The following is a 12,789-nucleotide window of genomic DNA, read 5'->3' on the forward strand; positions in this document are numbered from 1 at the left end:
GGTTGTAGCTCAGTTGGTTAGAGTACCGGCCTGTCACGCCGGGGGTCGCGGGTTCGAGCCCCGTCAACCGCGCCACTTTCATCCCTGAACATCGTCAAGGATAGCTGTATCCGAGCTGCGCTTCGAGCGTGGTGTCGAGGGACGCGCGCATGTGGGCCGTGTCCGCCGCGTCCCATGTGGCGGGCAGGTCGGGGCGCGTGTCCACCGCAGGTTTGAATTTCGATCCCAGCCGTTTTACCACGGGCCGAAAGGGCGTCACCGGGGCATCCGTGCCAAGGGCCGCGGTCAGCCGGGCCAGCGTGTTCTGGGGGTTGGCTTGCGCGTCCTCCATCCGCAGGACGATGCATGTGCAGTCGCGGTCGAGCATCGACATCATGGCGCGCATTTTGGCGGTGCGCAGGGCAAAGAGGTTGGCAAAGCGCGCGCCGGTCACCGGATCGCGGTCCTGTTGCAGGGGGGTGCCGATGGTGCCTGGTTCGATCAGCCCTTCGAAATAGCGGGGGCGGTCGATCACGGTGTCCCATTCGGCGCGGATGAAATCCGAAAAGGTCATGGCCTGCATCGCGGCGGAGGTGTGCCAGGGTTTCGCGAACATCGAGCGCGCCCAACTGTCGGCACGGCGCACGGCGACGATCACAGCCATATCGGTGGGCACGGCCATCATGTGTGGAAAGGCATGTTTCCATCCCAGCGCCTCGGTCGGTTTCAGGCCGGTGTTGCGCCCCAGCAGCCGTTTGACAAAGTTGGTTCCCGACGAGCGTTCGCCCAGCACCTGATAGCGGGTGATGGGGGTGCTGCCGGTGCGGTGCACGTGCAGGCCGGTGGTGGCAAAGTCAGAGGGCAGGGGCATCGGCGGCCTTTGCGGCAAATTAACGATTCTCTTGTTTGGGTCGATGCACTAGACTGCGTGAAAAATCGAACTCCGAGCAGGACCTTAACAGATGCAGACAGTGGCCGCCGTAACCATGGTGCGTGATGACGCGTTTTTCCTCAAGGCGTGGCTGCGCCACTACGGTGAGATGTTCGGGCGCGAGAATTGCTATATCGTGAACCACGGGCGTGGGACCGAGGCGGCAGAGCTTGCTGCGGGGTGCAACATCATCGGCATCCCCGGTGATCCGCACAAGAATTTCGACGTCAAACGCTGGGGGCTGTTGAACAATATCGTGGGCGGTTTGCGGCGGTACTATCGCCACGTGATCGTGGGCGATGTCGACGAGTTGGTGGTGCGTGACCCGGAGGCGGGGGGCAGCCTGCTTGATTTTCTGGAAGCCGCGCCCGAGGGGCGGGTGCTGACGCCGCTGGGCCTTGAGGTCATTCACCGCGTCGATGTCGAAGGGGACGAGATTAGCGACCACATTATCGGCCCGCGCCGTCATGTGCGGCCAGCCCCGCATTATTCCAAGCCGTGCATCATCTCGGCCCCGGTCAAGATCGCGCGGGGCGGGCATTTCACGCAGGCGGACAAGCTGTTTACGCCGGATGACCTGTACCTGATGCACCTGAAGTTCTGCGATTTTGGTGCCTATGTCGGCGTGATGGATCACCGCAACAAGGTGACCGAAGAAGTGCAGGCCGGCGTCAAGGACGCAGCCATCGGGCGTCACTGGTTTGCCGAAGCGCGTGGTGAGGATCGCGCGGTCTTCGAAGGTTTTGCAGGCCTGGAGATGATGGATGAGTTCGACATGCGCCCCTTGCGGCGCAAGATGCAGAGGTCGTTCAAACCGCGCGGCGACACCGGGTATTACCACTTTGACCGGCCCGACTATGGCACGCAATACGTGTTGCCGGAGCGGTTCGTCGGCACGATCTGATCGGTGGGGTCATCCCACGCGGGTGAGGAAATCGCGCAGGGCGCGGTAGGTGTCATCCGGGTGCGTGTCGGGAAAGAAATGGCCGCCGGGCATTGCCGCCGGATGCAGGTCGGTCAGGCGGTCGGCCCATGTCGCGGGCACCTCAAAGGCACGCCCCATGATGCCATCCGCGCCGTACATCACCATCGCGGGCATGGTCAGCGACCGGCCGAGATCGGCCTCGTCCAGCGCAAAGTCCACGTCAATTGCCGCGCGGTAGTCGTTGCACATGGTGCGGATGCAATCGGGATTGCGCCACGAGGTGCGATAGGCGTCCAGTGCGCCTGCGTCAAAACCCGCCATGCCGCCACCCCAGCCCGCCAGACAGCTCTGGAAATAGGCATCCGGGTCGTGACCGATCATGGTTTCGGGAAAGGGCGCGGGTTGGGCCAAAAAGAACCAGTGGTAGTAGGCGCGCGCGACCTCTTGGGTCAGGTCGTCGAGCAGCAGATGCGTTGGCACGATGTCCATGACCGTCAGCGACAGTGGCGCGTCGGGGGCATCCAGCGCCAATCGGTGTGCGGTGCGTCCGCCCCGGTCATGTCCCACCAGGTGAAACCGTTCAAATCCAAGGTGTTGCATGAGCCCGAGTTGATCGCGCCCCATGGCGCGAAAGCTCATGTCCGCCATCGCGGCGGGGTTCGAGCTGAGCCCATAGCCGCGCAAATCTGCGGTGACGACGGTAAAGTCCTGCGCCAGCCGTGGCGCAATGGCGTGCCACATGGCGCGGTTTTGCGGGAAGCCGTGCAACAGAAGGACGGGCGGGCCGTCCCCCTGAATGTCATAGGCAATCGTTTGGCCGCACTCGGCGTGGAAAACGGGCATGGGCCTGATCCTTTGCGGTCGGTGCCTTAGCTGAGGGCCGCGAGGATACGCGCCCAGCTGCGGATGCCTTTGTGGAAGCTTTCGAGGTCATATTTTTCATTGGGCGAGTGGATCTGGTCATCGTCCCGGCCAAATCCCACCAGCATGGGCGTTGTGCCGAGGATGTCCTGAAAATGGCCCGCAATTGGGATCGACCCGCCGCAGCCCACATAGGCGGCGGGGATGTTCCATTCGTCGCTCAATGCAACGCGGGCCGCCTCGAATGCTGGATCGCTGGTTTCCGTGGTCGATGCCTGACCCGCGCCGTGGCCCTTGAATGTCACGGTGCAATCGGCGGGCAGGGCGTCCTGAACCATCTTGCGGAAGCTTTCGCGGATCTTGTGCGGGTCCTGATCGCCCACGAGGCGAAAGCTGACCTTGGCGTGTGCTTCGCTGGGCAGCACCGTCTTGAACCCGTCACCGGTATAGCCGCCCCAGATGCCGTTCACGTCGCAGGTGGGTCGCGACCAGATCATTTCGATCGGGGTGCGGTCCTGTTCGCCTGCCGGTTCGGACAGGCCAACGTCACCCAGAAACGTCGCATGATCAAAGGACAGGCCCTGCCACTGGCTGCGGATCGCGTCCGGCAGTTCGGTCACGCCATCGTAGAACCCCGGTACGGTCACACGCCCCTGATCGTCGTGCAGAGAGGCGAGAATACGGGTCAGGACGCGGATCGGGTTCATGGCGACACCGCCATACATCCCCGAATGGAGATCCTTGTCGGGCGCGGTGACGGTCAATTCCTCGCCCAGCAGGCCGCGCAGCATGGTGACAATCGCAGGCACCCGCGATTCGAACAGGCCGGTGTCACAGATCAGGGCGAGGTCGGATTTCAGCTCGTCCGCGTTTTCCTGCATGAAGGGCACCAGAGAGGGCGAACCGCTTTCCTCTTCACCCTCGAAGAAGAACGTGATGCGACAGGGCAGGGTGCCATGTTCGGCCTTCCATGCGCGACAGGCTTCGACAAAGGTCATCAACTGCCCTTTGTCGTCGGATGATCCGCGCCCACGGATGACTTGCCCGGCCGGGGTGTCTTCGAGTTGCGGATCAAACGGGTCTCGGTCCCACAGCTCCAGCGGGTCCACAGGTTGGACATCGTAGTGGCCGTAAAACAGCAGGTGTGGCCCGTCGCCCTCGACATGGCCAATGACCATGGGGTGACCCGGTGTGGCCCGTTTTTCTGCGTCGATGCCGATGCTTTGCAGATCGGCCACCAGCCAGTCAGCGGCGGTTTGGCAGTGGTCCTTGAACGCGGGGTCGGTCGAGATCGACGGGATGCGCAGCAACTCCATCAGGCGGTCGGTGGCCTGTGGCAGGTCGGTGTCGATGCGGGAAAGGACGGCGTCGAGGGTCATGGGGGCTCCGGGCTGTTTGGGTGGCTGCGACGAGAGTAGCGGCGCGCGGCGCAGTGTCCAGAGGGGCAATTGATTTGGGTCAATGCGCGGGTGCGCGCGCACTGGCATCAGCGGTCGGGAATACCGGACCTGCGACATGACGCGCATTTGATTAGCATTGAAGGGCGAAAGTGCAGTCTATATTCATTCTAAGACGTTCGGGCGCTGTGGCGCACGGACAACGACCAAGATGGAGCCTCGCGTGGACTATACCGCCCAACTGGATGATGCCCTGCAACGCCTGCATGACGAAGGCCGGTATCGGACCTTCATCGACATCGAACGCCAAAAGGGCCAGTTCCCGCATGCGACGTGGACGCGCCCCGACGGGTCGAAGTCGCCGATCACGGTGTGGTGCGGCAATGACTATCTGGGCATGGGCCAGAACCCCGTGGTGTTGCAGGCCATGCACGAGGCGATTGACGCCACAGGCGCCGGGTCGGGCGGCACGCGCAACATCTCCGGCACAACGGTCTATCACAAACGGCTGGAGGCCGAGCTGGCCGACCTGCACGCCAAGGAAGCCGCTCTGCTCTTTACCAGTGCCTATATCGCCAATGACGCGACGCTGAGCACGCTGCCCAAGCTGTTTCCCGGTCTCATCATCTATTCCGATGCGTTGAACCACGCCTCGATGATCGAAGGGGTGCGCCGCAATGGCGGTGCCAAACGTGTGTTCCGCCACAACGATCTGGATCACCTGCGCGCGCTGCTCGAGGCGGATGACCCGGCGGCGCCCAAGCTGATCGCGTTTGAATCCATCTATTCCATGGACGGCGATTTCGGCCCCATCGAGGCGCTGTGCGACCTCGCGGATGAATTTGGCGCGCTGACCTATATCGACGAAGTGCACGCCGTCGGCATGTACGGCCCACGCGGCGGCGGTGTTGCGGAACGTGACGGCCTGATGGACCGTATCGACATCATCAACGGCACGTTGGCCAAGGCGTATGGCGTCATGGGCGGCTATATCGCAGCCAGTGCCAAGATGTGCGACGCCATCCGGTCCTATGCGCCGGGCTTTATCTTTACCACGTCCTTGCCGCCTGCGGTGGCGGCGGGTGCCGCGGCCTCTGTTGCCTTTCTCAAGACAGCAGAAAACCTGCGCGCCGATCATCAGGCCCAGGCCAAGACGCTCAAGTTGCGCCTCAAGGGGATGGGCCTGCCGATCATCGATCACGGCAGCCACATTGTCCCGGTGATGGTGGGCAATCCGGTGCACACCAAAATGCTGAGCGATATGCTGCTCGAAGAGCATGGCATTTACGTGCAACCGATCAATTTTCCGACAGTGCCGCGCGGCACCGAGCGTTTGCGGTTCACACCGTCGCCGGTGCATGGTCCGCGTGAAGTCGATGCATTGGTGCACGCAATGGATAAATTGTGGTCTCACTGTGCGCTGAATCGCGCCGAAAGCACCGGATAATTCACTAAAATTCGCAAATTCCGTTGCCATGTGTTACCGTCTGTTAAACAAAAGCGGCAGGGCGAATCGAGTGGTGTGGGTTCGTTAACGCGTGAAAAGTGGGGCAGCGGCATGATCGGGCGCAAATCCGGCATCATCAAAGACACAGAGGTCGCAGAGCCAAAAGGCTTTGACGACTTTGAACTGCGTCTGGGTGACATCATGCGCGGCGAACGTGCCACGCTGGGCAAATCCCTGTTGGATGTGCAGCGCGAATTGCGGATCAAGGCCAGCTATATCGCCGCCATCGAGGGATGCGATCCCGACGCCTTTGACACACCGGGTTTCATTGCCGGTTACGTCCGCTCTTATGCCCGCTACCTGAACATGGATCCCGACCGGGCTTTTGCTGCGTTCTGCGCCGAAAGCGGGTTTTCGGTGGCGCACGGCATGTCTGCCGAGGCCTCCGTGGTCAAGAAACCATCGCGCGAAGAACGTCTGGGCAAAGGTCCCGGCGCTGATATCTTTGCAGCACCCGCCACACCCTTTGTCCCAGCCGGAGAGGCCATCTGGTCCCGGATCGAGCCGCGCGCCATTGGGTCTTCGCTGGTTCTGCTGGCGCTGATCGGCGGTATTGGATTTGGCGGCTATTCGGTGTTGCAAGAAGTGCAGCGCGTGCAGGTTGCGCCGGTCGAACAGACGCCCGTGGTTCTGTCTGATCTGGACCCGCTGAGTGGTGCGGCCCCGCAGGACGTGGAGCTCACGCCCGACGTGAATGTGCCACGCGCCGATGTGCTGGACCGCCTCTACCGTCCGCAGGCGTTGGACGTGCCGGTTCTGGTGGCGCGCGATGCGCCCATTGCCACGCTGGACCCGCGCGAGTTGGGCACATTTGCTGCGCCAACCTTTGATGCGCCTGATGCGTCGACATTGACGGCGGCACTGTCCGATGATCCGGCACTGTCCGATCTGGCAGTCCCGCAAGTTGTCGAAGACGTGGCCCCCGCACTGACGATGGTTGCAGTGCGCCCGTCATGGGTGCGTGTGCGTGCCGCCGACGGTACGGTGATCTACGAGGCGACAATGCAGCCCGGCGACACCTGGGAGGCTCCGCTGACCGAAGAGGCGCCCACATTGCGCACGGGCGAAAGCGGCGCGATCTATTTTGCCATGAACGACAAGTTCTATGGCCCTGTTGGCCCCGCCGGCTCCGTGACATCCAACCTGCCGCTGGAAATCGCCGGGTTGAAAGAGACCTATCTGCCCGTTGATGTGGACAGCGACGAAGGGTTGACCCGCTACGCCGAGGCCAAGGCGCTCGCCGTCACCCAACCCGCAGACTAAAGCGACGCAGCCCATTGCCGCAGCGCGCGCGCCTGTCTATCTTGCCTGACAACTGGTCCTGAATTGCAAGGCTTCTGGCATGTCGCTGAACCACATCCGTCCCTGGCGTAACATCTACCGACGCGAAAGCCGTCAGATCATGGTGGGCAACGTGCCCGTGGGGGGCGACGCGCCGATCACGGTGCAGACAATGACCAACACCCTGACCACGGACGCCAAGGCGACCATCGACCAGATCCAGGCGGCGGCAGAGGCGGGCGCTGACATCGTTCGCGTCTCCGTCCCCGATCAGGACAGTTCCCGGGCCATGCACGAGATTGTCCGCGAAAGCCCGGTGCCTTTGGTGGCCGACATCCATTTTCACTACAAACGCGGCATCGAAGCCGCCGAAGCCGGTGCCGCCTGCCTGCGGATCAATCCGGGCAATATCGGCGATGAAAAGCGCGTCAAGGAAGTCATCAAGGCCGCGCGTGACAACAACTGCTCAATCCGGATTGGCGTGAACGCGGGCAGTCTGGAAAAGCACCTGCTCGACAAATACGGCGAGCCGACCCCCGACGCGATGGTGGAATCCGGTCTCGATCACATCAAGATCCTGCAGGACAACGATTTTCACGAGTTCAAGATCAGCTGCAAAGCATCGGATGTGTTCATGGCCGCTGCCGCCTACCAGCAACTGGCCGAAGCCACGGACGCGCCCATCCATCTCGGGATCACCGAAGCGGGTGGGCTGACCTCCGGCACCATCAAATCGGCCATTGGCCTGGGCAACTTGCTGTGGATGGGCATTGGCGACACGATCCGCGTCAGCCTCAGCGCCGACCCGGTCGAAGAGGTCAAGGTCGGCTATGAAATCCTGAAGTCACTTGGCCTGCGCCACCGCGGCGTGAACATCATTTCCTGCCCCAGCTGCGCGCGGCAGGGGTTCGACGTGATCAAAACCGTCGAAATCCTCGAGGATCGCCTGGCCCATATCAAAACGCCGATGTCACTGAGCATCATCGGCTGCGTGGTCAACGGACCGGGTGAGGCACTGATGACCGATGTGGGCTTCACCGGCGGCGGAGCCGGGCACGGCATGGTCTATCTGGCCGGGCAGCAAAGCCACAAACAGGACAATGCAACCATGGTCGAACACATCGTGGAACAGGTCGAAAAGAAAGCCGCCGAACTGGATGCCGCCGCGGCCGCAAATGCCCAGGCCGCGCAATAGCGGGCCTGCTCATTCACTTTGCCAAATAAACTCCGGGGGTCCGGGGGCAGAGCCCCCGGTCGGTCGCCGCAGCGTCAGCGCGGCGAAACCAAATCACCCCCGCTTTTCAGCCACCAGCGCCATCATCTCATCATAGGGCAGGAACCCGCGCAGCAACTCGTCCTGCAACACGAACGTGGGCGTGCCGGTGATCTGTAACCGTTGCGCCAATGCGCGGGTGCGGCGGATTTCTTCCGTCACTTCGGGGCTGTCCATCCGCGCCTCGATGGCATCCGCATCCAGACCAAAGGTCGACGCCATCCGGCGCAGACTGCGCATGTTGACGTCCCCGTTCATGGTCATCAGCGCATCGTTTAACCCTTTATAGGCGTCCGGCCCCGCAACCTGCTTGGTGGCCACGGCAAACCTGGACGCCAGCAAGGATTGCTCGCCCAGGATCGGGAATTCTTTCACGATTAGGCGGATTTTTCCGTCCGTTTCCAGCATCTTGGCCACTTCACCATGGGCGCGTTTGCAAAACCCGCAGCGGTAGTCGAGGAACTCGACCAGCGTGATGTCCCCGTCCGGGTTGCCGCCCACAAAGCTAAAGCCGTCATCAAAAAGCTCGGCGGCATTGTCGCTCACCAGGTTCAGATCGGCCTGTGCCTGTGCCGCGGCTTCCCGCGCCTCCAGGACACCAACGGCCTCCATGATGATCTCGGGATTGTCGAGCAGGTAGGTGCGGATTTCTTCGCGGAAGATCGCGCGTTCTTCGGCGCTCAGATTGCTGAGATCCAGCGCGGACGCGGGCAACGCCAGCGCAAGGGCAAGTGCGGAAGTGGCAAGAGTGCGAAACATGGGCGTTATCTCCGTTTCTTTTTTTCAGCGCGTTCAGACGCAAGGAGCACATCATGCGCCCTTTGCCAAGGGCCGGACCCTTCGGCCAGCAGGCCGGTTGCGCGTTTGGCGTGGATGCCTGCGTCTTTCAGGCGGCCCGTCAGGGCATATCGTTCGGCGGTGATCAGCGATGCCATCCCGCGTTGGCCGGTTTTGGCATAGGCAACCGACAGATCGCGCAGCATGGATCCGTCGCGGAAATCAATGGCACGGGCGCGTTCCAATGCGCTCAGCGCCGCGCTGGTCTTGCCACTGGCCAAAAGCGCGCGGCCATAGCTGGCCAACAGCAACCCGTCGCGAGGCCGCAGGTTCACCGCACGTGCCGATTGGTTTGCGGCGGCTTCGAAATTGCGCGTCTCCATCAGGATTTGCGCCTTGAGATCATAGTAAAACGGATCCTTCGGGCGCAGCGCGATGGCCTTGTCGACAGCAGCAAGCGCCTTGCGTGTCTGGGAATCGCGGTGCCGGGCGGCGGCCTCGCGCATATAGGCGATGTCGCGGTAGCCGGTTTCGCCCAACCGGTTCAGCGTCCAGCTTGAGCGGCGGGTAAAGGCGGTCAGTTTGCCCTTGGCCCGTGCAAACCAATAGTCGTAGGAGGCCGTGTCCGCCGAACCGCTCGGGTAGGCGGCGGAATAGGCCTGGATTGCGCGCAAACGGTCACGGCTGAGGGGATGCGACCGCACATAGGGGTCTTGGCGCTGTTCCGACAAGACTTCCTGACCGCGAAACAGGCGAAACACATCGGCCATGCCGGACAGGGAAATGCCTGCGCTGCGCAGGTAACGCGCGCCGGATTGGTCGGCTGCACTTTCTTCGGCGCGGGTGTGGCGGAAAAACGCGCGTTGTGCAGCGCTTTGTGTGCCAAGGGCGATGGCGGCCGCCCCTTCGCCTGATCCTGCCGCCGCAGCGATCAGGGCCAGCGCGGTGCCAAGGCTGGCTGCCGTCCGCGCATTGCCGAGATTGCCAAGGCGCCGCGTGATGTGCCCGTTGGCGATATGCGCCGCCTCATGGGCAATCACCGCTTGCAGCATGTCGGCCCTTTCCATCCGGCTCAGCAGGCCCGAGTGGATGAAAATGGCGTCATTGCCCACCACAAAGGCGTTCAGAGTGCCGTCGTTGACGACCAGGATCTTGGTCCGCGTTGCACTCAGCCCTGCGGCCTTGAGCACCGGGGCCGCCACCTGGGCCAGCGCGTATTCCATATCCGCATCGCGCAGCAACGACACCGCGCGCCCCGGTAGGGCCGTGACCAACGTCAGGGTCAGGCTGAGGAACAGGATTGACGTGCAGCGTGCAAGGGTATGAAAGGTCATGGCCCAGATCATAGGAGTGCCCATGCGAACCTCAACCCGCAGCAACGTCGATCCGTTTATTGTGATGGACGTGATGGAGGCCGCTCGCGCCGCCGAGGACGCTGGACGTCATATTATTCACATGGAAGTTGGCCAGCCCGGCACCGGTGCGCCACAGGCGGCAATCCGCGCACTGCAAGACGCGATGGCGGCGGGGCCTTTGGGCTACACGGTGGCGCTGGGGTTGCCGGCGCTTCGGGCGCGGATCGCGCGGCTTTATGGTGAGTGGTATGACATCGACCTCAACCCCGACCGCGTGGTCATCACGCCGGGGGCGTCGGGGGGATTCATATTGGCGTTCAACGCGCTGTTTGACAGTGGCGACAAGGTGGGGATCGGCGCGCCGGGATATCCAAGCTACAGGCAAATTCTCAAGGGGTTGGGATTTGTGCCGGTCGATCTGCCCACGGCGACCGAACACAGGTTGCAGCCGGTGCCGTCCGACTTTGCGGGTCTCGACCTTGCCGGTCTGTTGGTTGCGTCCCCGGCCAACCCCTCCGGCACCATGCTCGACCGTGCCGCCATGGGTGCGCTGGTGGACGCCGCCCAAGGGGCAGGTGCCAGTTTTATCAGCGATGAGATTTACCACGGCATTGAATACGAGGCCAAAGCAGTCAGTGCGCTGAATGTCAGCGACGATGTCTATGTGATCAATTCCTTTTCCAAGTACTTTTCGATGACCGGCTGGCGCGTGGGCTGGATGGTCGTGCCGGACGATCATGTCCGCGTGATCGAACGGATTGCACAAAACATGTTCATCTGTGCGTCTCATGCCAGCCAGGTGGCAGCACTTGCCGCCATGGATGCCACGGATGAGTTGGAAGGCAACATGGCCGTCTACCGCGTCAATCGCTCGCTCATGCTCGACAGTTTGCCCAAGGCCGGGTTTTCCAAGATCGCGCCGCCTGACGGGGCGTTCTATGTTTATGCGGACGTGTCTGACCTGACTGACGACAGCCGCGCCTTTGCCGCCGAAATTCTGGACAAGGCTGGCGTTGCTGTCACACCGGGCCTCGATTTCGATCCGGTACGGGGGCATCACACATTGCGGTTTTCCTATGCGCGCAGCACCGAGGACATCACCGAGGGGCTGGCACGTTTGGCGAAATTCATGGCCGAACGCTGAAGGGGGATTCACGCCGTCCTGGCTTTGGCCTATGCTGAGCGAAAAAGGGCGGTGTGATGCGGGCATTTTTCGTCGCATGTATGATGTGGGTGATGGCGCTGTCGTGCCATGCGCAGGATCTGTCGGGTCTGGCCCGTGTCGATCTGGATGCCAGCAGTATCGAGGACGGGTGGTTCGGCGGGACCGAGCTGACGCTTGGGCTGAGCCAGGGCGTGCCATTCCGGGTCTTTGTGCTGGATAATCCCGCCCGTTTGGTGGTGGATTTCCGCGAGGTTGATTTCGGCGGTGTATCCGCAGAGGCGCTCTTGCCCGAGCCGGGGCGTGTCTCTGCCGTGCGCTTTGGCACATTTCGGCCCGGTTGGTCGCGGTTGGTGGCGGATTTGTCGACGCTGATGCTGCCTGAGGAAATCGGGATGCCGGTTGAGGCGTCCAGCGGGCGTGCGGCACTGACCATTGCGCTCAGAACGGCCACCGCAGAAGAATTTGCCGCCCAGGCCGGTGGTCCGCTGGATGCCGATTGGGGCGCGCAGGCCGCTGATCCGCCGCGCGCGGCACAGCAGGACAGCTTTGTCGTGGTGATTGATCCCGGCCATGGAGGCGTTGATCCCGGCGCAGTGCGCGATACCACCAGCGAAAAAGAGTTGATGCTGGATATCGGGTTGGCGCTGCGCGACGTGTTGCGTCGGGCTGGCGGGGTCGAAGTGTTTCTGACGCGGGACCGCGATGTCTTTGTGTCCTTGCCCGGACGTGTGGCGCTGGCCCATCAGGTGGGCGCGGATGCGTTTGTTTCGCTGCACGCCGATGCGCTGAGCCAGGGGCAGGCGCGGGGGGCCACGGTCTACACGTTGTCGGAAAAAGCCAGCGATGCCGCGTCAGCACAACTGGCGGCGCAGCACGACCGTGCCGATATTCTGGCAGGTGTGGACCTGAGTGGCACGGATGATCAGGTGGCGTCGGTGCTGATGGATCTGGCCCGCACCGAAACGATGCCACGCACAGGCACGCTGGCCGCCGCGCTGATCGAGAGCATGGCCGCGGCAGGCGGGCCGATGAACAAACGTCCGCTGCGCGAGGCGGCGTTCTCCGTGCTCAAGAGCGCGGACATCCCGTCGGTGCTGATTGAGGTCGGATTTCTGTCGGATCCGCGCGATCTGGCCAACCTGCGCGACCCCGTCTGGCGCGCGGTTATGGTCGAGGCGCTGGCCGCTGGCATCCTGCAATGGCGCGACGATGATCTGGCGATCCGCCCGTTGGTGCGGCAATAGCGTTCACATCGGCGAGATTGCGCCTGAGATCGCTTTTGACGCCCCTTGGCGTGTCGCGTATACCTGAGCGCCAAAGCAACCTTTGCAAAACAGG

The 12,789-nt window shown here is 62.6% G+C and carries 11 protein-coding genes; 6 read left to right on the forward strand and 5 right to left on the reverse strand.

Going from position 1 to position 12,789, the window contains the following annotated elements:
* Positions 1–94: 94 nt before the first annotated feature.
* The gene (locus tag Q0936_RS17325; RefSeq protein WP_299294037.1) at positions 95–850 is read right to left on the reverse strand and encodes a hypothetical protein; all 756 of its coding nucleotides are present in this window, start codon (positions 848–850) and stop codon (positions 95–97) included.
* Between the two features lie 91 nt (positions 851–941).
* Here Q0936_RS17325 and Q0936_RS17330 point away from each other — a divergent pair, with 91 nt between their 5' ends.
* Positions 942–1,814 (forward strand): glycosyltransferase family 2 protein, encoded by an 873-nt coding sequence (locus Q0936_RS17330; protein ID WP_299294039.1) that lies wholly within the window; start codon positions 942–944, stop codon positions 1,812–1,814.
* Between the two features lie 9 nt (positions 1,815–1,823).
* Here the strand turns inward: Q0936_RS17330 and Q0936_RS17335 are convergent, their stop codons facing one another.
* A complete protein-coding gene (locus Q0936_RS17335) occupies positions 1,824–2,678 on the reverse strand; it encodes an alpha/beta hydrolase (RefSeq protein WP_299294041.1) in 855 nt (284 codons plus the stop codon).
* Between the two features lie 26 nt (positions 2,679–2,704).
* A complete protein-coding gene (locus tag Q0936_RS17340) occupies positions 2,705–4,075 on the reverse strand; it encodes a M20/M25/M40 family metallo-hydrolase (RefSeq protein ID WP_299294043.1) in 1,371 nt (456 codons plus the stop codon).
* A 241-nt stretch (positions 4,076–4,316) separates the two neighbouring features.
* Between Q0936_RS17340 and hemA the strand changes: the two genes are divergently transcribed.
* The 3 genes from hemA to ispG all read left to right on the forward strand — a co-directional run bounded on the left by hemA (position 4,317) and on the right by ispG (position 8,076).
* A complete protein-coding gene (gene hemA / locus Q0936_RS17345; RefSeq protein WP_299145617.1) occupies positions 4,317–5,540 on the forward strand; it encodes a 5-aminolevulinate synthase in 1,224 nt (407 codons plus the stop codon).
* A gap of 111 nt (positions 5,541–5,651) precedes the next feature.
* Entirely contained in the window at positions 5,652–6,863 is a 1,212-nt protein-coding gene (locus Q0936_RS17350) for a helix-turn-helix domain-containing protein (protein WP_299145619.1), read from the forward strand.
* 79 nt (positions 6,864–6,942) lie between these two features.
* The gene (gene ispG, locus Q0936_RS17355; protein ID WP_299294045.1) at positions 6,943–8,076 is read left to right on the forward strand and encodes a flavodoxin-dependent (E)-4-hydroxy-3-methylbut-2-enyl-diphosphate synthase; all 1,134 of its coding nucleotides are present in this window, start codon (positions 6,943–6,945) and stop codon (positions 8,074–8,076) included.
* A 93-nt stretch (positions 8,077–8,169) separates the two neighbouring features.
* On the opposite strand, the gene Q0936_RS17360 is transcribed toward ispG, so the two are convergent.
* Together Q0936_RS17360 and Q0936_RS17365 are read right to left on the reverse strand one after the other, a co-directional pair.
* Positions 8,170–8,913, reverse strand: a complete 744-nt coding sequence (locus Q0936_RS17360; RefSeq protein WP_299296271.1) for a DsbA family protein — start codon at positions 8,911–8,913, stop codon at positions 8,170–8,172.
* Positions 8,914–8,918: 5 nt separating this feature from the next.
* Positions 8,919–10,265: a M48 family metalloprotease gene (locus tag Q0936_RS17365; protein WP_299296273.1), complete on the reverse strand. Its 1,347-nt coding sequence runs from the start codon at positions 10,263–10,265 to the stop codon at positions 8,919–8,921.
* Positions 10,266–10,287: 22 nt separating this feature from the next.
* Between Q0936_RS17365 and Q0936_RS17370 the strand changes: the two genes are divergently transcribed.
* Positions 10,288–11,430 (forward strand): aminotransferase class I/II-fold pyridoxal phosphate-dependent enzyme, encoded by a 1,143-nt coding sequence (locus tag Q0936_RS17370; RefSeq protein WP_299296275.1) that lies wholly within the window; start codon positions 10,288–10,290, stop codon positions 11,428–11,430.
* Between the two features lie 56 nt (positions 11,431–11,486).
* A complete protein-coding gene (locus Q0936_RS17375) occupies positions 11,487–12,695 on the forward strand; it encodes an N-acetylmuramoyl-L-alanine amidase (RefSeq protein WP_299296278.1) in 1,209 nt (402 codons plus the stop codon).
* Positions 12,696–12,789: the final 94 nt, after the last annotated feature.

It is taken from the genome of uncultured Tateyamaria sp., assembly GCF_947488715.1.
Lineage (GTDB): Bacteria > Pseudomonadota > Alphaproteobacteria > Rhodobacterales > Rhodobacteraceae > Tateyamaria.